At 30.6% G+C, this 23,177-nt stretch carries 26 protein-coding genes, 1 tRNA gene and 1 pseudogene; 20 read left to right on the plus strand and 8 right to left on the minus strand.

The window, feature by feature from the left end; genetic code table 11:
• Positions 1–11: 11 nt before the first annotated feature.
• The 4 genes from N456_RS04900 to N456_RS04915 form a co-directional block, all read right to left on the minus strand.
• Entirely contained in the window at positions 12–1,322 is a 1,311-nt protein-coding gene (locus N456_RS04900; RefSeq protein ID WP_062054526.1) for a hypothetical protein, read from the minus strand.
• Complete coding sequence (locus tag N456_RS04905; RefSeq protein ID WP_062054527.1) at positions 1,323–2,702, minus strand: cytochrome P450; 1,380 nt, start codon at positions 2,700–2,702, stop codon at positions 1,323–1,325.
• Between the two features lie 62 nt (positions 2,703–2,764).
• On the minus strand, positions 2,765–3,856 hold the full coding sequence (locus N456_RS04910; RefSeq protein ID WP_062054529.1) for an alpha-hydroxy acid oxidase: 1,092 nt from the start codon (positions 3,854–3,856) through the stop codon (positions 2,765–2,767).
• Positions 3,849–5,432, minus strand: a complete 1,584-nt coding sequence (locus N456_RS04915; protein WP_062054531.1) for an NAD(P)-binding domain-containing protein — start codon at positions 5,430–5,432, stop codon at positions 3,849–3,851. The genes N456_RS04910 and N456_RS04915 overlap by 8 nt, the downstream gene beginning before the upstream one ends.
• Before the next feature lie 411 nt (positions 5,433–5,843).
• Here N456_RS04915 and trxA point away from each other — a divergent pair, with 411 nt between their 5' ends.
• From trxA to N456_RS04940, 5 genes are all read left to right on the plus strand, one after another.
• Entirely contained in the window at positions 5,844–6,167 is a 324-nt protein-coding gene (gene trxA, locus N456_RS04920; RefSeq protein ID WP_476726729.1) for a thioredoxin, read from the plus strand.
• A 234-nt stretch (positions 6,168–6,401) separates the two neighbouring features.
• Positions 6,402–7,331, plus strand: coding sequence for a DUF58 domain-containing protein (locus N456_RS04925; protein WP_062054535.1), 930 nt, complete (start codon positions 6,402–6,404; stop codon positions 7,329–7,331).
• An 85-nt stretch (positions 7,332–7,416) separates the two neighbouring features.
• A tRNA-Asp gene (locus N456_RS04930) sits at positions 7,417–7,490 on the plus strand.
• Between the two features lie 731 nt (positions 7,491–8,221).
• A complete protein-coding gene (locus N456_RS25330; protein WP_420834721.1) occupies positions 8,222–8,362 on the plus strand; it encodes an IS3 family transposase in 141 nt (46 codons plus the stop codon).
• Positions 8,359–8,904, plus strand: a complete 546-nt coding sequence (locus N456_RS04940; protein WP_262482806.1) for an IS3 family transposase — start codon at positions 8,359–8,361, stop codon at positions 8,902–8,904. Before N456_RS25330 ends, N456_RS04940 begins: the two co-directional genes overlap by 4 nt.
• A gap of 108 nt (positions 8,905–9,012) precedes the next feature.
• Here N456_RS04940 and N456_RS04945 read toward each other — a convergent pair whose 3' ends face one another.
• Positions 9,013–9,513: a DUF456 domain-containing protein gene (locus N456_RS04945; RefSeq protein WP_062054537.1), complete on the minus strand. Its 501-nt coding sequence runs from the start codon at positions 9,511–9,513 to the stop codon at positions 9,013–9,015.
• A 207-nt stretch (positions 9,514–9,720) separates the two neighbouring features.
• Between N456_RS04945 and N456_RS04950 the strand changes: the two genes are divergently transcribed.
• Positions 9,721–10,146, plus strand: coding sequence for a hypothetical protein (locus N456_RS04950; RefSeq protein WP_205410251.1), 426 nt, complete (start codon positions 9,721–9,723; stop codon positions 10,144–10,146).
• Positions 10,147–10,252: 106 nt separating this feature from the next.
• Complete coding sequence (locus N456_RS24240; protein ID WP_158447826.1) at positions 10,253–10,393, plus strand: hypothetical protein; 141 nt, start codon at positions 10,253–10,255, stop codon at positions 10,391–10,393.
• Between the two features lie 245 nt (positions 10,394–10,638).
• Here the strand turns inward: N456_RS24240 and N456_RS04955 are convergent, their stop codons facing one another.
• The gene (locus tag N456_RS04955; protein ID WP_062054541.1) at positions 10,639–11,010 is read right to left on the minus strand and encodes a hypothetical protein; all 372 of its coding nucleotides are present in this window, start codon (positions 11,008–11,010) and stop codon (positions 10,639–10,641) included.
• Positions 11,011–11,270: 260 nt separating this feature from the next.
• On the opposite strand from N456_RS04955, the gene N456_RS04960 reads away from it, so the two are divergent.
• From N456_RS04960 to N456_RS05010, 12 genes are all read left to right on the plus strand, one after another.
• Complete coding sequence (locus tag N456_RS04960) at positions 11,271–11,750, plus strand: hypothetical protein (protein WP_062054543.1); 480 nt, start codon at positions 11,271–11,273, stop codon at positions 11,748–11,750.
• A 54-nt stretch (positions 11,751–11,804) separates the two neighbouring features.
• The gene (gene ruvC / locus N456_RS04965) at positions 11,805–12,362 is read left to right on the plus strand and encodes a crossover junction endodeoxyribonuclease RuvC (RefSeq protein WP_062054545.1); all 558 of its coding nucleotides are present in this window, start codon (positions 11,805–11,807) and stop codon (positions 12,360–12,362) included.
• A 126-nt stretch (positions 12,363–12,488) separates the two neighbouring features.
• Positions 12,489–12,938: a hypothetical protein gene (locus N456_RS04970; RefSeq protein ID WP_062054546.1), complete on the plus strand. Its 450-nt coding sequence runs from the start codon at positions 12,489–12,491 to the stop codon at positions 12,936–12,938.
• A 9-nt stretch (positions 12,939–12,947) separates the two neighbouring features.
• A complete protein-coding gene (hemW, locus tag N456_RS04975) occupies positions 12,948–14,084 on the plus strand; it encodes a radical SAM family heme chaperone HemW (protein ID WP_062054549.1) in 1,137 nt (378 codons plus the stop codon).
• A gap of 18 nt (positions 14,085–14,102) precedes the next feature.
• Positions 14,103–14,891 carry a class I SAM-dependent methyltransferase gene (locus N456_RS04980; RefSeq protein ID WP_062054551.1) on the plus strand — a complete coding sequence of 263 codons (789 nt, stop codon included), beginning with the start codon at positions 14,103–14,105 and terminating at the stop codon, positions 14,889–14,891.
• Positions 14,892–14,898: 7 nt separating this feature from the next.
• Positions 14,899–15,651, plus strand: coding sequence for a cyclase family protein (locus tag N456_RS04985; protein WP_062054553.1), 753 nt, complete (start codon positions 14,899–14,901; stop codon positions 15,649–15,651).
• Positions 15,652–16,672: 1,021 nt separating this feature from the next.
• Positions 16,673–17,818: an immunity 26/phosphotriesterase HocA family protein gene (locus tag N456_RS04990; RefSeq protein WP_062054554.1), complete on the plus strand. Its 1,146-nt coding sequence runs from the start codon at positions 16,673–16,675 to the stop codon at positions 17,816–17,818.
• 18 nt (positions 17,819–17,836) lie between these two features.
• Positions 17,837–18,553 (plus strand): hypothetical protein, encoded by a 717-nt coding sequence (locus N456_RS04995; RefSeq protein WP_062054556.1) that lies wholly within the window; start codon positions 17,837–17,839, stop codon positions 18,551–18,553.
• A gap of 157 nt (positions 18,554–18,710) precedes the next feature.
• Positions 18,711–18,848, plus strand: coding sequence for a hypothetical protein (locus N456_RS24245; protein ID WP_158447827.1), 138 nt, complete (start codon positions 18,711–18,713; stop codon positions 18,846–18,848).
• Positions 18,849–18,908: 60 nt separating this feature from the next.
• Positions 18,909–20,075, plus strand: coding sequence for an SMI1/KNR4 family protein (locus tag N456_RS05000; RefSeq protein ID WP_062054558.1), 1,167 nt, complete (start codon positions 18,909–18,911; stop codon positions 20,073–20,075).
• Between the two features lie 324 nt (positions 20,076–20,399).
• Complete coding sequence (locus tag N456_RS05005; RefSeq protein ID WP_148639192.1) at positions 20,400–21,083, plus strand: hypothetical protein; 684 nt, start codon at positions 20,400–20,402, stop codon at positions 21,081–21,083.
• A 190-nt stretch (positions 21,084–21,273) separates the two neighbouring features.
• Positions 21,274–21,738 carry a hypothetical protein gene (locus tag N456_RS05010; protein ID WP_148639193.1) on the plus strand — a complete coding sequence of 155 codons (465 nt, stop codon included), beginning with the start codon at positions 21,274–21,276 and terminating at the stop codon, positions 21,736–21,738.
• A 99-nt stretch (positions 21,739–21,837) separates the two neighbouring features.
• On the opposite strand, the gene N456_RS24010 is transcribed toward N456_RS05010, so the two are convergent.
• Positions 21,838–22,029 (minus strand): hypothetical protein, encoded by a 192-nt coding sequence (locus N456_RS24010; protein ID WP_062054564.1) that lies wholly within the window; start codon positions 22,027–22,029, stop codon positions 21,838–21,840.
• A 12-nt stretch (positions 22,030–22,041) separates the two neighbouring features.
• A pseudogene (locus tag N456_RS25105) lies at positions 22,042–22,188 on the minus strand (tyrosine-type recombinase/integrase); the annotation flags it as partial.
• A gap of 613 nt (positions 22,189–22,801) precedes the next feature.
• On the opposite strand from N456_RS25105, the gene N456_RS25335 reads away from it, so the two are divergent.
• Positions 22,802–23,113, plus strand: a complete 312-nt coding sequence (locus N456_RS25335) for a DUF6660 family protein (protein ID WP_420834720.1) — start codon at positions 22,802–22,804, stop codon at positions 23,111–23,113.
• The last annotated feature ends 64 nt before the right edge of the window (positions 23,114–23,177 follow it).

Genomic DNA, 23,177 nt, shown 5'->3' on the forward strand with positions numbered 1-23,177 from the left:
TTTTCATAATATTATTCTAGAGATATCGCTATAAACCCTATTTCGTTTCTATATGCATTATATCCCTGTTCTTGTAATTCTAAAACTGCTGCTTCAACATAGCCTTCATTACTCAATTGCTCTACTATTTCTACACTTCGTTTTTCTTTTTCTTTAGGAGACATATTTGTATCCAAAGCTATCAGATAACCATCTTTATCTCTAATATACATCTCTTTCTTTCTTAATAGTTGATCTAATCTCATATCATACTTTTCTGTAAAATTTTTATTTGATCGTAGTACTCCTATCAATTCTACAAGTGTATTCGTTTCTTCATCATCGTCATGAAAAGCTGCCCAAGCAACACTCCCTAACGGACGAATATTATCGATACTAAATGCAAATTCCTTAGCAACCATTTTGCCACCTTCTTTTCGATACACTGTATATCTGCATCTAATTGAATGATTTCCATTAATACCACAGATTAAACACCCTCCTTCTTTAAGTATTTCACAAAACCAACCTAAAGACTTGTTTCTAAATACTTTATCAAAGTAAAATAATACATTAAAACAACGAACAACATTAACTTCATTTATATTAAAACCACCTATACTACCTTTATAAAAAAATAAATTCGATGTTTCATAGTTAAGAGCTGGGTTTCTTATCAATACCCCTCTCTCATTAGTTACAATAGAATCTTTGATTTCGTATTCATCTGGTAATAATAAGAGTAAGGTTTTAAATAAATCCTTAAAATACGATTTTGCCTTTTCTGGATCATTCCATATTTCTAGAGATTGCCCTGGCGCTCCTTGAAAATACTGTATATGATAATCCTCATCAAATGTAGCATAATTATTTTCTCTATCCTTCACTAAATATTTAGGTAAATTTGGATCTAAACCTATAACTTTCCAATCAGGAAATAATGCTGCCGTTTCAATAGTAGTATGAGGAGGAAAACCACAGCCTACATCTAAGAATTTACCTGGTATATCACTATTCAACCATCTACTTTTACGAATAAATTCATCTATTTTTTTATGGCGCTCTTCTAAAGTAAAAGGAAGAATAAATCCTTGCCAAACATCTTCTACTAATTTAGAAACAAGCTTTAATTGTTTCGCTTGTTGATCAGAAAAATCTATTGCTTGGATACCTGCTATTTTCATATATCGAAACATTCTTTCCAAAAAAACTTGTGCTTTTTCGTTTCTTTTATCAAGTTCTAACCCCTCTAAATGTTGTATCACTTTTAAAGAAAGATCTCCATCAAAATATACTTTATTCCAGTTCTCTATAGTTTTATTTATAACACTATTAGTTTTCATTTAAGGAGTGATTTTTTGTTTATTATACCGCTCTTTTTGATAATAACTAGTAGTTAACTTTAGATTTCGGGCATGTAATATCATGATAAAACCAAATAATAATTGAGAAATACTGACATATACTTTTTCCCATTGATCTTGAATTTTTAAAAAAGATAAGAGTGCTATTCGTTTACCTTTGGTGAGTTTATATTTTTTTGAAACAAGTATACATGATCCTCGATTAGGAAGGGATCGAGTATGTTCTACAGAGGAATGAAAAGTAAATTGATTCAAACCGATACTCATTGTTTTTTTCATTAGTATCAATGAAAAATTACTAGCAGGACATGATCTATTAGTACCAATACCAAAAGGCATATAGTTTGATTTTCCTTTAGAAATAGTATTCCATCTTTCTGGTATAAATTCATCTGGATTGTCATATCCTATTCTATGGTATTTAGGATAATTAAAACATAAAACAGAGCCTTCTTTTACATTCTGATCATCTACTTGTATTGCATCTTTTGTGATACGGTGTGCTATTCCAAATAAAGGGTATAAGCGTAACGTTTCTGTAATTACATTATCATATAAACGAGCATTATCTTTATTCTGAACAAGATCTTTTTGGATATCTATACGCTTAGACAAAGCAAGAAACGTATGCACCATTGCATCAGACATTTGCACAATAGCTGTTGTAAAAAATACGCCTTGCAAATACAACGCTTTTTCTTCTACAGAAAAATTTCCTGGAAAATCATATTTAAACTTCCCTTGATTTAATTTATCTATCAAGAACTTAGTTAATACATTGCGTGTTGGCATATCCCTAAGAGCACAACATTTTAATGCACTTACTACGTTACTAGAATGTTTCAGAATTATTTTTTCATCTTCTTTAGAACAACTCTCTCCAAATATTAATTCATAAAAAAAACGCACCCATATTGGCATTATAAAATCTCTAAGTTTGATTATTTTCCACGATTTGATCATGGTTTCTGAAAAAGCAGGTGCTCCACATTTTTGTAATAATGTTTCTATCTCCTGATTAGAGATTGAAAGCACTGCTTTAGTAACAGAAGCTATTTGATTATATTCTTCTCCATTTTCGATATGCTCTTGATGCATTTCTGCTCCTGGAGAAAGCCAGTACCAGAATAAATTTGATAAATTCGCTCCTTCACTTCGTCCTGAAGCAGATTTATTAGAGTATATCCGTCTAAATTCTGAAGCATTAATTCGATCACTCGGGATACTAATTCCTTCTTCTCCATTTACTTTAGTAAATAAAAATATTCGTAATTTGACTACCAGCGGAGGTAACCAATAAGGTAAAGTAATTAAAAATAAAATACTTATTCCTAAAATACTTATTACTTTTCCATCCATTTTATTTTTTTTTATATTAAGCTATACATCGTTTTTCTTATTCTCAAATAACACTGTTAGTCTTAAAGAATAGAGTATAGCAAACTTTTTTTTATTTCTTTGATCGAAGAGCAATTACATAAAGCCATCGCTAGAGTAAGTTCTTCCTGAAGCATCTTTAATACAGTACACACTCCTTGCTCCCCATTAACAGCAAGCCCCCACAAAATGGGTCTGCCAACTGCTATAGCATCTGCTCCAAGAGCTAAAGCTTTAACAACATCTGTTCCTCTACGAATACCTCCATCAATAATAATAGGTATCTTATGCTCTACCGCATTCGCTATTTCTGGCAGTACATCTATGGTAGCTGGTAGCGTATCTAATTGTCTTCCTCCATGATTAGAGACAATAATTCCATCAACCCCATGCTGAATAGCAAGTTGAGCATCCTCTCCACACAATACTCCTTTAATAAATATTGGTAGTTTAGTAATTGATCGTAACCAATCTATATCTTTCCAAGTAAGACCTGAATTGAACTCTAATGTTGGTCTAACTGAAGAATTACTCTTAATACTATCAAAATTCTTTAAAGAAAGTCCATCAGGGAGTTCATGAAAATTATTTCGTATATCACGATCCCTCATTCCGAACACGGGAGAATCTACAGTAACAACTAAAGCACTATACTCAGCATCTTCTGCTCTTTTAACAAATAATTTAGTAAGTTCTCTATCTGGCTGTATATACAATTGAAACCAAAGTTTTGGTGTAAGTCCTTCTGAGTTATTTTTTGCTACTAATGCAATTTCTTCCATTGCAACTGTAGAAGCCATACTCACCATCATTATTGCATTTGCTTTTACAGCTGCTTTTACTGTCGCTAACTCCCCTTCTTTATGTGCTAGACAATGAAATGCAGTTGGAGCTATACAAATTGGAGTTGACAATGATTCCTCAAGTATCATAACCGAAGTATCCCTCTCTCTCACTCCTTGTAAAATTCTTGGTCTCAGTTTTATTCGATCATAAGCCCTATCATTTTCGGAAATTGTAATTTCATTATTAGCTCCACCAGAAAAGTAATCGTAAATCTCTCTTGAAAGTTTTGTACATGCAGCAGATTCAAAGTCTCTCAAACCTGCCAATTTAATTGCTGAAGAATTACTCATCAATTCCAATTATTAGCTCTTGTTCGATTCTTTTTATATCGCTTTTAAAAAATTGTTCTAATGGTTGGGTATGTATCTCATGAAACCACTCATTTTCTAAATTTTCTACAATATGGTGTTCTCTTATTTGTTTTGTATTTTTAAAATGCCGGAGTACTGGATGTAAATAATGACTTTCATCTGTATTTTTTATAGCGGATTGTTTTATTCTAACCACATCAACATCAAATGGATCCATCTTATCATGATTAGGACCATACTCTAGAGTAAGTACATAATAACTATCATTTCTACCAAACTCGCTATTATGGATATAATCTACAGGTAATTCTTCATAGTACTTAGCATTTTGGTCTTCTTTAGAAATCACAATCAGATCCGCTAAAAACCCAAATTGTTGCCATAACGCAGAGGTTTTATTCACTCTATCAATTACTATTTTCATTATTTTTTTTGAGTCTAGATCTATAATCTTATGTGGCCAACTCTTTTTATGGTTTTTACACTCTAACATGTGATGCAGTGCCCTTATATTATACCTAAAGCCATGAATAAACCCGCTAGTAGATTTTTTAAAATCTCGCATATGCATCAAGACCCCAGCAAAATACATATTGTCGATATTAGAAGATTCCCATTCATTAGTCTGTTCAGGAAACCTATCATTAATACATAAATTAGGCTTACAAGTTTCACTAAACATCTCATTATCAAAACTAAAACCAGTACAAGTAATCACTCTATCATACTCTATATTTTTCTGAGCTTCTTCTGCACGCACAAACCTGTAGGATACATAATACTTATCATTTCTTTTTTCTATCTTATCTATATGCACATCTAAGACTGCATTTAATGATTTTAACTGATAGGTATCCAATAAATTATTATTTACAGCTCTTAGGTTTCCAACGTAATGTGTTTTCCATGCCATTTTAATGGATTTTGGTCCCGCTACATGAAGTATAGCTGTTGTATCCATAAGACCATCTGCCATTTCAAAACCAGAATTTCCTTTACCAATAATCAATACTTTTTGATTTATAAAATCATCCGGATCCACAGATACATCCGAATAGTTTTCTGTAAGTTCTATCCCTGATATCTCTGGAATATAAGGTTTTGAAACCCCTGTGGCTATAACAAGATATTTACATGAGTATGTATTACCATTACTATCTGTAAGTAAAAAATCTTTTTTCTTTTCAATACGCTCTATAGTTGTTTCATAGTCTATTTTTAATTGAAAAAACTGAGCATAATCTCTTAAATAATCGACTAAATTTTCTGCTTCAGGAAAGTATTTTTTACTGTAATGTTTAAACAGCATTTCATCGCTTTCTGAAAGTAACGAATTCCAATCAAACCTCATATTAAACTCTGGATCGTCACTTCCTGTATTATATTTGTTAATCGATATTAATTTTCGATGCCGAGGAAAATCTCTAAAAAAAACCCCTGGTTGTTCTCCTGATTCCAGGATACGGTATTCTCTTCCTGATTTCTCTAAATAGTACCCTAATTGTAAGCCTGCAGGACCTGCACCTATAATAAGATATTCAAAATTTGTAGACATAATTCTCTAGGTTTTAAAAGTTATACTTCAAATTTAAATTCTCACACTGTTAATTATGTCTAACAAAATCATAATTAAAAACTAATACATAAGCTTCTTAAATCTACTTGTTTATTTCCCTTTTCACCTCTCTACTCACCACACTAACACTAACATTGTTCTTGGTTTACAAAATTTACATTATACAACCATTCATTTTTAGATCATTCAGAAACTCAATTGCATACTATGCTTTTGTTAAAGCAGTCAAAATGTAAAATATACAGGTAACACAAAAAGTTTAAATGAGTTCACTATATTTGGTATTAGAAAATTAAATAGCTGCATAGTCAAAACAAATATTGTACATGTAAGTTTTGGCAGAATTATTGACTAATTTTGTAAATATTAAAATAATAAGAATTAAAAAAAATAACTATGGCACTAGAAATAACAGATGCAACCTTTGATGAGGTAGTACTTAAAAGTGAAAAACCTGTATTAGTTGATTTTTGGGCAACTTGGTGTGGTCCATGTAGAATGGTAGGTCCTATTATTGAACAGATTAGCGAAGAGTATGATGGAAAAGCTATTGTAGGTAAAGTAGATGTTGATGCAAATCAAGAATTCGCTGCAAAATATGGTGTAAGAAATATCCCTACAGTACTGGTTTTCCAAAATGGCGAAGTAGTAGGTCGTCAGGTTGGTGTTTCTCCTAAAAATGTATATGCAGAAGCGTTAGATTCTCTTTTGTAAAAAATATAAAATTCATAAAAACTAAGAGGTTTGATGTAAAGGTCAAACCTCTTTTTTTATGAATCATAATTTACAATCTGTATATTACACAATTAATATCGTTCAAAATTTGAACTCAATAGAATAAAAAACAGTATTTTTCTTTAGTATTGAATTAAAAATCTAATTGGTATAACTCAAACTAGAGTGCTATCAAATAAACATAACCTTCATTTTTTTATAAAAGATTCATTTATGGATATTCAAAAAGAGATCAATAAAACTGGTGGATTTACTAACTTAGAACTATTAGCAAAACAAGTTGTGGAAGGTTTTATCTCTGGTATGCACAAGAGCCCTTTTCATGGATTTTCTGCAGAATTTGCAGAACACAAGGTATATAACAATGGAGAAAGTACAAAACATATCGATTGGAAACTTTTTGCAAAAACAGATAAACTTTTTACTAAAAGATATGAAGAAGAAACAAATTTAAGATGTCATATTATTATAGACAATTCTTCTTCTATGCATTATCCTGCAGTAAAAAAACATCATCTAGACTCATTAAATAAAATCAGTTTTTCGGTTTTAGCTACTGCTTGTTTAATGAACATCTTAAAAAAACAACGTGATGCTATAGGTCTCAGCATCTATAGTAATGCATATGATTATTATGCCCCAGAAAAAGGAAGCGAAAGACATCACCAGATGCTACTTAATCAGTTAAATGAAATACTACTCAATCCGTCTGAAGGTAAAAACACAGATACGTATACTTTCTTACATCTAATAGCAGAAAAAATACACCGTAGATCACTTATCTTTTTATTTACTGATATGCTACAAGCGACATCTAATCCTGAAAAGTTATTTGAAGCTCTTAGGCATCTTAAATACAACAAACATGAAGTCATCCTCTTTCACACATTTGATAGTGAAAAAGAAGTTCATTTTGACTTTAGTAATCAACCAACACGATTTGTAGATGTAGAAACTGGGGATTTTATAAACTTATATGCTGATTCTATTAAGGATGATTATCAAAAAACGGTAGCTTCTTATTTTTATAATCTAAAAATGAAATGTATTCAATACGGTATAAAGTACGTAGAGGCTGATACTACCAAAAATTTTGACAAAATCTTAACCTCATATTTCATTGAAAGACAGAAATTTAATTAGTGTTTTGAAAATATTTTCAAAAAAAAGCAAAAAAATATTTGTGAGTACGGAAATGAGGTGTATATTTGCATCCGCAATACGCTACGGTCTGGTAGTTCAGCTGGTTAGAATACCTGCCTGTCACGCAGGGGGTCGCGGGTTCGAGTCCCGTCCAGACCGCAAAATTGCAAAAAGCTTCAAAATATTTTGAAGCTTTTTTTTGCAAGAAAATGTTGTGTTGTCTCACGTTAATCGTGAGCGCGGTTTAGTAGTAAACCAATGAGAAGCTTTTCCATAAATCTGGAGAGGCTTTTTTTAATTATAGACAGTCAATCAAAGTCAATAATTGATTGGGATCAAGACCAATTGTTATGTTTATGCAAATATTCTGGTTAATCTAAATTGGAGTTGCTACCTTTATTCGGACAGATATTTAAGACCCTTTATGTTTAAATAAATATCTTAGAACAATGAAGAAATGATTTTATAGTACAAAATTTAAATCAGAAGCTGTTCGGTTAAGCTATCAGTGAGAAAACATAAAGGAATTAGCCGATGAGCTAGGGATCAAAGTTGATAGGATTTATCGATGGCGTAAAGCTAGATAGTGAAGAGGGATCTTCAAAAAAGGTTTCTAAACCACCTTCTCAAGTAGATAATCAGGAAGCAAAGGAGTTGCGTAAAGCTCTTAAAGATGCTCAATTAGAACTGGAAATCTTAAAAAATGCCGTTCACATTTTCTCCAAGAGCGATGGGAACTCTATCAATTCATAGTCTCATATAAACATTACCCCATCGAGAGAATGTGTAAAGTGTTAAAAGTTAGTAGGAGTAGTTATTATAGATGATATAGTAGTGGTCCTTCTAATAGGGTTTTAGAAGATCAGAAATTAACTCTAGAAATAAAAAACATCTTCTATGCTAGTAGACAAACTTATGGAAGTCCAAGGATTAAACAAGAACTTCTTAGAAGAGGATATAAGGTATCTAGAAGTAGGATCTCCCGGTTAATGAAATCTAATGGGGTAAGAAGTAAATTAAAAAAGAAATAGAAGACCACTACAATCATTCTTTTCCCATATTCAAAAATCATTTGGATAGGGATTTTAACCCCAAGAGATTAAACCAGGTTTGGGTCTCTGATATTACTTACATTAAAACCAATAAAGGATGGTTATATTTAACAACATTAATTGATATTTATGGCCGCCAGGTGATAGGTTGGTCATTCAGCACTTCTTTGTTTACTGATCAAACGATAGTACCCGCTTGTAAAATGGCAGTTTCTAAAAGAAAAATAGAAGCACCTTTACTTTTTCACTCCGATAGAGGTGTGCAATACGCTAGTAAAGAGTTTAGAAGAGTTGTTACTGTTAATAAGTTAATTACCCAATCGATGAGTAGAAAAGCTAATTGTTGGGATAACGCAGTAGCAGAATCGTTCTTTAAAACATTAAAAACAGAACTTGTTTACCATCATAGTTTTAAAACAATACAAGAAGCTAAAACAACTGTATTTGATTACATAGAGGTCTGGTATAATAGGAAAAGATTACATTCTTATTTGGGATACAAAACTCCCTTAGAAGTCTAAATAGAATATTATAAACTTAAAAATGTAGCATAGGTCTTAGAAAAATTGTCCGAATTTCTCTTGCAAGTCCACCTTACTGGATATATTATTTTTAAAAACATCAATGTCTTAAAAAAAAACTGCCCAATTTTTCCAAACTATTTTAAAATAAAATATAAGAAATCCTATAGATACTATAAACTTAAGAAAAGTTCCTGCTAAAAAACCAATAAAAGAACCAAAAGCAGCTTTTAACGCTTTTGAGGACTCTTTACTATCTTTTATTAATTCTCCTATAAAAGCACCTGCAAAAGGGCCTACAATAATCCCAAAAGGTCCCATAAAGATAAGACCACAGATAAGACCAATAGAACTTCCGATCATACCATATTTAGTCCCCCCAAAACGTTTTGTACCTATTGCTGGAACAATATAATCTAATATCCAAACCACTATTGATATCACCAAAGTAATTCCCAAAAAAGTCCAATCCAAAATAACTGTATTAGTAAGATGAAGAATTAATAACCCCACCCATGAGGTAAATGGTCCTGGTAATACAGGAAGAAAACTTCCTATAACACCTAAAAGACAAAACAAAAATCCAAGAATCACTAGTACTATATCCACATCTCACTTTATTTATATGACGGTAATGTTTCTAATTTGTTACGCAAACATCAATTAATTGGATGTTAAATTCATTAACAACTACAAAATTATTTAAATACATTTTTATTCTTTTATTTTGTTCTCGAAATATACACACTAAACTTTTAATTGATTCTAAAATCCCCCCTAGACATGCAATCTTTTTTAGTATTACCCCTTTGTTTAATGATATTTTCTATGTCATTTTCTCAGAATAATCATACCACTCCAAAATGTAAAAATGTAACAAATGAACGTATAAGAAAAAACTGTATTACTACCGAAATCCAAGAATATGTAGATACTAATTACAACACCTCTGCAGTAGCAGCTTTTGCTAAACCTGGCATTAATCGTATTTATAGCAGATTTAGAATTAACGAAATCGGTAAGATAGTAGATATTCAGGTTAAAGGATCTGCTCCAGAATTAGAAATAGAAGCTATAAGAACATTAGAATCGTTTCCTAATATGATTTCTACAAAAGACTCTGATGATGAAACTACCAAAAATAAGACTTTTGAAGACACATATACCCTACCTATTACGTTTCAGGTTACAATGATCGAAATAGATTTATCTCAACCCCAAGGAAGAATAACAGACAATTAAGAACCTCTTCTTTTTTTATTCTAAATACCTATTTGATATTTGTAAATGAGAATTTCGATCTAAAGGTTATGCAATCATACTAGTAAACCTAGAGTAAATAAAATATATGTCAATTTTGAAGATTGATAAAACCGGTGAGGTTATTAATATAAAAGCTCGTAGACCAATATTTGAAATAGAATTAGGAGTTAAAAATACTATACTTTATCCCGCAAATAATCGTGGAAAAAAAGTTGGTGTCTTATAGTATTAGATATCACCTATTATTTTTAATATAAATAATATCGCTAAAAAAAGAAAAAACTAAAAATGAACACACTAAGTGAAGTTATATCAAATGTATCAGAAATAACATTTATTTTTTTCTCTCTAAAATAAAATCATATTATAAAAACTAATACAAAACAAAAGAGTTCGGTCTGGGATGTACCGAACTCTTTCTTTATACGGTTTCTTTTATTGTATTATAAAAGAAACCTCCCGATCTAACTACTAAAATTTAAATGAAGAGAACGAAAACTTTTTAAAAAAATCCTCAAAACTAGGAAACTTAAAAGGTTTTGCTCCAATAGAAGTGTTTCCTGTATCCTTACAAGTAACTTTTTTATACAATTTTCCATTTACAAAAATCTCTGTTGAGGTTACTCCATTAGACGTTGATGAGGAAACAGAAACAGAAGATGAACTAGAGTTGACTGTAGCAGTCGAGTTACCAGAAGTAATTATTTCTGATGAATTTTGTACACAGTTAGGTACTGTATACTGTCCGCATGGGGTACTTACAGTGCATTGTGCATTTAAAGAAGTTAAAGATACTCCTGCGAATACTACTGCGGCAATTGCAATTTTTGAAATACTTTTCATTTGTGTGATTTTAGTTAAAATGATTCATAATATCTACACAACAGTATATCTACGGATCACCCTATTTGTCTAATCTTAAAATAATACTAAAAATTAAAAATAAAATGTTAAACACATTGCAGTTAAACAAATCTTAGAGAGATCAAATTTTTAATCATAATTATATCTGTTTTAAATAGATGCAGATAGCAAAGACAAAGAACACTTCTTTCTCTTAAAAATTTTATGTAGCTTGGCGATTGGAAAATAGTTTATGGATAATGAGTGTAAGAAATTGGTATATAGGCTTATTGGTTTTTATGATATTTTCATGCAAAGATTTTGTTCTTAAAAAAGAACATAAAAATGATATCGTAAAAGAGAGTTTGGAGAAACTTAACTGGAACCAAGTAGAACAACCCCCACTATTCGATGTATGTAAGCAAAAGCCTATCGAACAACTCGAGCAATGTTTTCAAAATACGATCACCCAGCATATATACAACTACTTCATAAAACACACTATAGTCGTAAAAACTGCTATTAATGACACTATTTGGGTTCCATTACTTATTACTAATAAAGGAAAAATTATACTCGAAGATTTTAAATTACCACCAACTATAGAAACTCAGATTCCTAATTTAAAAGATACGCTTCAAAAAAGTATTCTTTCCTTACCAAAAGTAAAACCGGCACATACTCGTAGCACACCCGTTACTACATTATATAAACTTCCTTTGGTAATACATATCGATTAGTCTCTAACTTATTCTTAATTGTGTAATTTTGTACTCTAACATAGCATCTTTCTTTTGAGCACCGAAAAAATCATACTAGGTATTGACCCAGGGACCTCTATAATGGGGTTTGGACTTATTAAAGTCCTAAATAAAAAAATGTCTTTTTTACAACTAAATGAACTTCAGCTTAGTAAATATGATGATCATTATATAAAACTAAAACTTATTTTTGAACGTACCATACAACTTATAGATACCTATCACCCAGATGAAATAGCTATCGAAGCTCCTTTTTTCGGCAAAAACGTACAATCCATGCTTAAACTAGGTCGCGCTCAGGGAGTCGCTATGGCAGCAGGGCTTAGTCGAGAAGTCCCTATCACTGAGTATTCTCCTAAAAAAATAAAAATGGCAATTACTGGCAACGGTAATGCAAGTAAAGAGCAAGTTGCAAAAATGTTACAAAACCTTTTACAGCTCAAAACATTACCAAAAAACCTAGATTCGACTGATGGACTTGCCGCAGCTGTCTGTCATTTCTATAACATGGGGCGTGCAGATATCATAGGCAAAAGTTATACTGGTTGGGCTGCTTTTGTAAAACAAAACGAAAAAAGAGTAAAAAAATAATTTTTTGTTACAATTCAATTTATGAAAAAACTACTGATTAATTCATTTCATTTTTCCCTGAAAACAGGGGGATAAAATCAGAATGAAGGTTTTACATTTAGTATATCAGAGTGTAACATAAATTCAATGAAAAAAATAATAGCAGCTATTTTGATTAGTATTAGTATATCTTGCTCTAATGAAAAGCAAGGATTACAACTTCTTAATGAAATTTCAAAAGAATGGACTTCAATAACCAAATATAAAAATGAAATGGTGATTTTAAACCCTTGTGATTCAGGAAATCTATGGATACAAATAAAAGGAAGTCCTGAGGAAAATCCGTTATTATCAATCTCTCATAGCCATGATTTTGTAGAGTTTCCTATCCATAATATCATCAAAAAAAATGATCTATATACATTCTACTCTATAAAAAATGATTCTGAATTCAATTTTTCATTACATATTCTTGATTCAGCCAAAGGTATAGGGTCTTGGATCGATCACGGAGTTTATGTAAATACTGAACATAAAAAAAATTATAAAGAAATAAATCAACCTTGCATAGAATTCTGGGATGATTGTCCTAATTAAATACATTACATGTCTGGTATCTATATTCATATTCCTTTTTGTAAAAAAGCCTGTCACTATTGCGATTTTCATTTTTCTACTTCAATGAAGAAAAAAAATGAAATGATTGCAGCATTATGTAATGAAATACGATTACGAAAATCAGAAACCAGCACTCCCCAGACTATTAAGACCATCTATTTTGGAGGAGGTACACCTACCGTACTATCAGTAGAGGAGTTACAACATATTATCGATGTAATTTATAGCCATTATGACATTACAGAAGATCCTGAGATTACTATCGAAGCTAATCCTGATGACTTAACTAAAGAAAAAATAGAATCACTTGCTAGAAGTAGTGTAAATCGCTTAAGTATTGGCATTCAATCTTTTTTTGAAGAAGATCTTAGCATGATGAACCGTGCTCATAATGCTAAAGAAGCACTGCAATGCTTATCTCTGGCAACAAAATACTTCGAGAATATTTCAATAGATCTTATCTATGGCATTCCTAATATGTCCATAGAACACTGGAAACGAAATATTCAATTCGCTTTAGATTTTGGGATACCCCATATCTCTTGTTATGCTTTAACTGTCGAACCGAATACTGCTTTACCTAAATTAATTGAAAAAGGAAAAATCCCTGCTATTGATGATGATCTAGCACAACAACATTTTGAAATTTTGGTAAAAACCTTAGAAAACAAAGGATTTGAACACTATGAATTATCTAATTTTGGCAAGTCAGGATATTTTAGCAAAAATAATACTGCCTACTGGCAGGGGAAACATTATTTGGGAATTGGACCCTCTGCACATTCTTATAATGGAAAACAACGAAGCTGGAATATTAATAACAATATAAAATACATCAACGCCATACAGCAAAATGAACTTCCCAGAGAAATCGAAGATTTAACCACCACTGATGCCTACAACGAATATATAATGACTGGATTACGTACCATTTGGGGAGTATCCTTACAGAAAATAGAGCAAAATTTTGGGCAAAAATACAAAGAATACCTTCTTCAGCATGCTCAGAAACATATTAAGGAACATCTTTTATTTTTAGACAATGATACATTATTGGTCACCAAAAAAGGAAAGTTTTTAAGCGATGGTATCGCAAGTGATCTTTTCTTATTAAATTTAAAGTGATTTTATAATCAAAGAGTCATGCTAGAAAAATATGATACTATAGGAGTACATTACAATAGTACTCGAAAAGCCGATCCATATCTCTTTACTAAATTACAGGCTTTTCTAAACCCTTTATCCGACAAAACATATCTTGATATTGGATGTGGAACCGGTAATTATACTTCAGCTTTTGCTAAAAAAGGATATCAGTTTATTGGTATCGATCCTTCTGGTGAAATGTTGAAAAAAGCAAAATGTCAAAATAATTCAGTGAACTGGAAAATCGGAAAAGCCGAAAAAACAGACCTCCCTACAGAGAGTATAGATGGTATTATTGCCAGCTTAACACTACATCACTGGCAAGATCTAAACAAAAGTTTTTCTGAACTTGGTAGAGTACTAAAACCAAATGGAAAAATGGTACTCTTTACAGCTACCTCTGAGCAAATGAAAGGATACTGGCTGAATCACTATTTTCCAAAAATGTTAGAAGATTCTATCACTCAGATGCCTTCTTATAAAAATATCGAAGCTAACCTAAAAACAAATGGGCTATATATAGACATTACAGAAAAATATACTATCCAACCCGATCTACAAGATCTCTTTTTATACTCAGGAAAACACAAACCATCACTATATTTAGATCCCAAAGTACGTTATGGGATATCCTCTTTCTCTTCTTTAGCAAATGCCAAAGAAGTAACACACGGATTACATATTCTTAAAAAAGATATCTTATCAGGAAAAATAAATGATGTCATCACCAAATATGAAAATACAGCAGGAGATTACCTTTTTATGGTTATCAAAAAAACTTACTAATTAATATATGGTTACAACAGTAATACACAATAATCAGTCCTACACCATTGATCTTTCTAAACCATTAGATCTATCCATTCCTTTAAGAGCCTCTAAAGAAAATGTAAATGCATGGTATATCAATGAACCAACAATCGAACCTGTAACTGATGGAGAATGGATTGGAAAGGTATCTAAAGGAGCTTCTACCAATTTTAATACGATTACCTTTAATCCACATGGTCATGGCACTCATACCGAATGTGTTGGTCATATCACTTCTGAGTTTTATAGCATCAATGATGCCTTAACACATTTTTTTTTTATTGCCGAAATCATTTCTATTCAGCCAGAACAGAAAGGAAAAGACACTATAATAACCAAGAATCATATTATAGAAGCACTAACAACTTCTACTCCAGAAGCATTAATAATAAGAACACTCCCCAATATAGAACATAAGCGTAATAAACACTATTCTAACACCAATTGGCCATACCTTACCGAAGAAGCAGCTACATATATCAAAGAATTACAGGTTAAACATCTCCTCATTGATCTCCCATCTGTCGATAAAGAAAAAGATGATGGAAAATTAATAGCTCATAAAGCCTTCTGGGGTTACCCTAATGCGATTCGTCATCATGCGACTATTACAGAATTGATATATGTCAATGATCATATTGCGGATGGGACATACTTCCTTAATCTACAGATAGCACCTTTCGTAAATGATGCCTCTCCCAGTAAACCTATAGTATATAAAATTATATCGGGATAAAAACCAATAGTATGATTAGAAAAAATGACAGTTTTGATATACCGTATCAGAGCTTATACCCCAAATGAACTACTGCAATTATTAGGAGTTATTCTTTTCTGTAATGCTACCTATGATAGTATCCTTGAATATAGCCTCGAAATATGAAAAAGAATTTAATACCAGTTATACCTTAGATTTACTGTAAAAGAAAAAACTACATATTGACTATTAATCATAATGAAAACGCACAAATAAAAGGCAATAAATAGTGTAGATATTACCTAAAAAATCAAAAAAAAATGTCCTTTTAGTTGGACATTCTTTTGATTGCCTTAACAAGACCTCAAAAAACATTATAATAGAAAAAGAAGACATTCGACTTTAAACTATGTTAGATCTCTAGAAATAGAAAATTTGTTTAATATCAAAATAGCAGCTTAATTTATTGTCCAGTTTTCTGTTGCAATTCCAGTTCAAGATTATTACCAGTATAACACATTGATACAGACTTTAAATCTTCGAAATCCTTTTTGTCTAATTTTATATCCATAAAAAGCATTATTGGTTGAAAATAAAAGATGAGTATTTTCTTGTATATGTTTTCTGTTTTTGTAGATCAATAAATAAACTGCATAATCAATGTAATTAATGAAACTTACCAAGTTAATAACAAATATTCTACTCAAGATAAAATTAAGTATTATACATTAAAAAACGTACCAACTTATAAATTGGCACGTACAATAGCTTCATCAGTATATAGATTTGGTTACAATTTAATTACTTTGTTATATATCAAAATATGAATAGACTAAATAGGTTTAGATAATTATACACAAGAGAATTACTTTTTAATTTTAAAAAAGCAAAAAAATCACTCTATGTAGTAATATATAACCGTAATAAAAGTGGATTCGATTAAGTCTGAATATGCTGTCGGCTAGAATAAAAATGACTGTACAACACTCACAGTAATTAATACAAAACTCAAAAATGATTAGAGAGTATTAAAAGTTGTGATATATAAAAAATAACAAAAGTGATATTTCAATTAACTAAAACAGATAGAAAATATTTAGGGCTTAAACCTGTTAAATCCAATTGGGATATTGTTCAGCTAACGGATGAAATATACTTGTTCTTTGATGGGAGTACAATTATAAAATCAATTACAGTAAATCAAAACTCATATCAGGAAAATGATATGAACGAAGAAACATCTAATAACAGAACAATATTACTTCCTAAGACCGGAAGAGGGAAACCTAAAAAGTTGAATTTTTCTTCGTTTCAATCCAGAAATGGAATAGGAACTTACTTCTCATTTACAGCTGGTAATCAAGGTGTAATAATAGGAAACTATACTACTCAAAAAACTTTTTATGAAACCTATTTTCAAGAAATAGAGATTAATAATTTTTCGGAACTGAGAAAGTGGTTAGATAATTTTATTAATTCATCTTCCAAAAACCATTTGCTCGATATAAATAAGTTTGGAAAAGAGAAAAGGAAACGAGTTAAAGTAAAAGAAGGAGATTTTTTCACTTTCAAAGTTGATAGAAAAAATTATGGGTTTGGCAGAGTGCTCCTAGACATAAGAAAACTTCATAAAGAAAAATTCTTTGAAAAAGAAAATCATTATGGTTTGTCTAATTTAATGGCACAACCATTAACAATAAAGGTTTACCACCATATTTCTGAGACTAAAAATATAGATGTTTCAATCTTAAAAAATAAAAAGTGTTTTCCATCAGAGCATATTATGGATAACAGATTATTCTATGGTGATTATGAAATTATTGGAAATCTCCCATTAGAAAACTCAGAAATGGAATTCCCCATGTCTTTTTCAGAAAGTATTGATTACAGCAATAAAGGACTGATCTATTTTCAATGGGGTTTTATTTACAAAGAGAAAAATATAAAACAAATTTCTAAAAGTATAGTTGGGAATTATTTTAGAAATGAGGGAGTCGGTGTTGGATTAAGACTGAACAAAAAAATCTTAATCAATTGTATTAAGGACAATTCAAATGATTACTATTGGAATAGTGACGCCTTTTATACATTCAAAAAAGATTTACGTAACCCCAAAAATAAAGAATCTAAAATCAAAATATTCAAAGAATTTGGGCTAAACCCAGAATTGGAATATTATCAAAACACACTACAACATTTGCAGTAATTAACACATAACTCAAAAATGACCAATAGAGCATTAAAGGACATACGACTTTATGAGAGTGAAACTGAAAATATTTCAGGGCAGAATCTACCATCAGAATTAGGAAGTATTTTAAACCCAACTGAAAACACAAATTTCATTGCGCAAAGAATAGCAAGAAAATTAAACGAGTTAAAGTATTCATACGGAGAGGTAGATCATATTTACATTAATCTTACAACTTTTCTTAGAGAAAACGAAATTAAAATTTCGAGTCGTAATATTGACAAAAGAATTAAATATATAGATTATGGAATATCTACGAGCCATTTTAATTCTCTAAAAATTGAGGACAAAGATAAGTTTATCGAAAATAAAATTTTGAAAATTCTTAAGTTTATAAGTAACAGAAATAATGAAGACCTTGTTAATCAAGTAGCTTTAGCATTATCAAAATATGGGCGCGAGATTAAAATTTATTTTAAAACCAAAGAAACTAAATCGTATCGAATAGTTATTTATTATCAGATAGCACCTTTTGGAAAGTTATCTAATGTAATTATTGAATATTATGACAAAAAGAATGATGTTACACACTCCAAGAATTTTGAATTAAAATTTTATGAAGACATCTATTCGCTGATTGGTGATATTGGCGTAAAAGACAATAAAATCATACTTAAAGCTAAAAAATCATATAGCGCTGGATTAGTAACTAAAAATTATAAAACACCTATTGAACTTGAATTAATATAAATAAGTCATCTTATTAATAATAGTGGTTTAGTCCTATAATAAAAGTGAAAAAATAAAGTCTGAACTTACCTAAAATACCTTAAAAAGGTATCAACTTATAAATTGACACTTACAGTTACTTAATCTAAGGTTTGTTCATTTATAATTTAGTTATCTTATGGATTTAAACCAAAGTTGGAGGAATAAAAATGAGTTTAAATGTTTTCATGTAAATATAAAAGATGCAACACCACCAGAACTTGTAGATTTATTTCCTTATTTAGATTATTTAATGTCTATAGGGTTAGCTGAATAAAACCATTTAACATGTGATATCATGAAGCCTAAGATGAAATACTATTTACTCATAAATCTAATGATATTAATTACAAACTGTAAAAATGAAATGAATACAATACCTTATGACAATCAGTTAAAAAAAATAAAATTCGATGATATAATATTCCATGACATTGCACTAACCGAAATTCCTGAGCCATTTTATAAGGATTACTCGCATCATAAAAGTGCTACCGCCAGAAATTATAAGTCGTATGATACAATGGAGTTTAAGAACATTATATTAGAAAAATTATCAGATTATTTAAGAACTAAAGTTTTAAAACTATTAATTATTACTCCAAAAAATCAGGAATCATCATATGATGCATTTGCCTATTTATCTGAAAAAAAAATAGTTGGAATACGTTTGGAAAATACCAGTAATTTTAGGTTATGGATGAATATTATATTTGAAAAACAATATAAAAAGCTTGAAGAATATAAAAATGATGGGCAATTTGAACAACAACCAGAACTTAATCCAAATCCACAATTTATGCTTGTTTTAGGAAAGGGGCAATTTTCTCAAAAATGGGTGAATTCTGGAATGTTGATAGATGAAAGACCTTATGAAAATACAGGGTCTTATTTACATAAAAATGCACCGCAGCAATACAATGAAACCAAAATAGCTAAAGAAAAAAAGAACTATATTAAAAAATATATTGACACTACTGGATATGGTACTATTGATGAAGTAAGATTAAAAGAGTTATTCAATGAGTTTATCAAGATAAAACAACTTAAACCAACCCCTCCTGTAAGCAACACACCGTTTTATAAGGAATTTGAAACTTTGGCAGGTTTTTCATTCCCTAAAGAATTACAAGTGTTACTTAATACCTATAATGGAATTGAAAACATAGGATTTCTATCTGCAAGACAAATATTTGATGAATGGAAAAATTGGAAAGAGATTTATGATAGTGTTGATTGGATGTTAATTGATTTGACTGGTAATAATCACCCAGACGGAAGAAAAACAATAGGTATCTATACAACCCCATATTGGATTCCTTTTATGAGTATGGGGGACGGAAATTTTATAGCGATAGATTACGCACCTGGTAGCAAAGGAAAATCAGGACAAATAATTGCTTTTGGAGCTGACGAAAATAAAATTCGCTGGATAGCCGAAAATATGGAAGATTTCTTACAAAAACTCATAAAAGGAACAGACGTTTTGCGTAATGGATTTTAAAATAGCTACTACTAATACAGCTTTTGTAGTAATAAAGATATTATAACATAAATCGGCTTTAAGTAATCAACAACCTCGGAACAAGCTCACTAGGTATGCTTCCGAAAAAAATATTTTGATATCGAGGCAAGCCGAGGAATTAAACCCTCAATGAGGGATTAAAGTAATGAACCATAACAAATCTTGATCCTCACCAAAATGATTATTGATAAATCGATAAACAATCCGAAAAACGAATTAATAGCCCAAATTAATCGGTTTTTTGAACTGACTGAAATAAATATATAATCTAGACTGATGTTAATCATTATTATAAAAAAGAAAATGAAGATTTATATTCTATTCATAATTATTCTTTCATCCTTTTTGCTGTCTTGTAATAATACGTCCAAAACAGGAAACTATACGCTTCAAAAAATAACGGATTATAGGAATAAAGATAACCCAGAATATTTATTATATGAGCAAAAAGAGGAAGATTCCTTATTTACGTTTCATACAAAAAAGGGAATTGATTACGGCGTTTTAGAAAAATATTCAGATAGCGCAGATGCCTCAGATTATTATATTTTTAAAAAACCAAAATTTAAAAAACCGAAACAATTAGAAAACACATTTATATTAAATAGCAAAGATGCACTGTTCACGAAGAAAAAAAGCGAAATAGAACCAGAATATTCAGAATGGTCATATATAAAGAGCCTCTTAAAAAACTATATTATTTTTGGTTTTAAGGAAGGTGGTAATGGTGGAAGTTACGTCATAATCAATATTAAAAATCAAACTGTTTCTAATTTTGAAACGGTAAGTGAAACTTTTGAAGTTTCTGAAGACGAAAAATTTTTAATAGGTTGGAAATATTCTAAAAAGAAAGTAGACCTTTATACAATCTGTCCTGAATTGCTCGATTTTGTACCAAATTATGTCTTAGGCGAAGAATTTAAATACAATCTAGAAACCAGAGAAGAGATAATAACTGGAAAGCTAGGATGCCAGTTCGTACAATAGATTGAATTATGAAAAAAAAAGAAATTAATTATAAAAGATATATTGAACTTGAAAATGCAGTTTGGAAAGACTTTTTAGCAACCCTTTCTCAAGAAGAAATTCTTGTATCAATCAGCACCTCTAATTGATATGGTAATAAGTATCTACTTAATTTTAAATGAGAAAACTCAACAATTAAACTAAAAAACAAATGAATATTAACATAAAATACATTCTTATTTCAGTAATAATCTTTGTTCTTCTCATTTTTATAGGTTTTATTTCTATGCTAGCTTACAGTTCACGAACAGATGTTTCAAAAGAAGATCCATATGCACAATACCTTAATCGCCCTATCGTCATTAAAAATATCTGTACTATTCACTGGCAAAAAAATAGTGGACGATTTTCTGACCATTCATTAACACAAGAAGATACCAATTATGACGAAGAAAATATAAAATCCGTCAAAAAATACTATCCTGGCGATACAATTACTTTTTATGGCGCAAAAAAGTTTTATAGCATGCATGTTAGCGACACGTATTATCTACTGGGAAACACTAAGTTAAAAAATGGTGATAAAATCGAGTTTGAATATTATTACGGTAATAACATGAATCATGTTTGGGAAACCACAGAAGAATTTATAGAGCGCAAAAAAATAGCTAAATAACATGAAACTAGAACTACCTTTTTTTGATAAAATACCGCTAGAATATTATCCAACAGCCTCAAACGATGTTGAGGGAACATTTATTGATTTTCCATTTGGTTAGAGTATAGGAAAAGGTTTTGGTGATGCCTTTAATTCTTCCAGTATCAAAAACTCCCTTTCAGTTTCCTGCTGATCAATATATTCAATATCTTCACAAGGGTTATGATTCAATAATTTTTTCTTAGGAGTGGTTTCTCTATCTTTGATTAAATGAGAAAAGTTATGCCGATCATGTTGTAACTTTAACAATTGTTTGGAACGGATACTTTCTGCCAGAATAAGATTCTTTTTATTGTGTTCTTTTTCTAACTTTGTTTTAGGCTTAGGATAAAGATATAGTTTTAAGGATTCCTTTTTTCTGGTTTGCTTGGCTTTTGGAAGATAATAGTCTAAGAATAAACTCTCTCCACCATCTTTAAGATTGCATAAGTTTTTGTTTTAGGATAAAACAAGGAAACCACTACCTCTACGCTCTTTAGGGCGTTATGAACGAGATACAGGCTGTCTACACCCCCTCATAGGGGGTGTCAGAACACCCCCTTGACCGTCTCGAACACCCTATAGGCAGTACAACAATGACTTTTTGGTCGTTTGTAACCATCTATAAGTAGTATTCTAACCCTATAGTGCCCGTTCCGTAGGATATACGATCTATAGGCAGCCCCTATATCGATAGATATAGCACACTTACAAGAAGGGGGAAACCCATTTACTGATCATAATGGCATACCTCCTACAGCTCCACAAAGAAAAGTCTATACAATTGTAATCCTCGATATTACTAGATAGATTCCTAATTTTATAAATAACAATGGGTGATTGCACAAAAAAAATGCTACCCCCTAGAAACCATCTATCATAAAATAAATGACGTAACGAAAAGATATCTAGATACGTATAAAGTTATCATGGTATACAAGTAACTATCGAATCCAAAAATACACACACATATTGCAATAGAAAATTCATTCTCATAATTTATGCAATGGGATTGCACAAGTATTCTTCTTAACTTTGTATTGTGAAATTTTTGACCATCATATTATCTATTTATATCCTTGGATTATCGTTTATTACATGTAATGATAATGTAATAGAATATAACGACGGTATCGTTCAACTATTAAATGCAGATGAACACTCAGATTCTGAAGAATCAGATTTGTGTTCGCCCTTTTGTTCTTGTCAATGTTGTCAAATAAGCATTACTGAGACAGAATTTGACTCTTATGATTATTTAATATCCAACTACCAGTATAGTAAAGTATATTCTTATAAAAATATAGCTTTACAAGATTTCGATTTTTCTTTATTTCAACCCCCTCGAATTTAATTCAATTTTTTATAGGATAGCTATATCCTTTTCAGTCTTATACCAAAGACACCTCTTTCTATTG

This window comes from Aquimarina longa SW024 (genome assembly GCF_001401755.1).
Lineage (GTDB): Bacteria > Bacteroidota > Bacteroidia > Flavobacteriales > Flavobacteriaceae > Aquimarina > Aquimarina longa.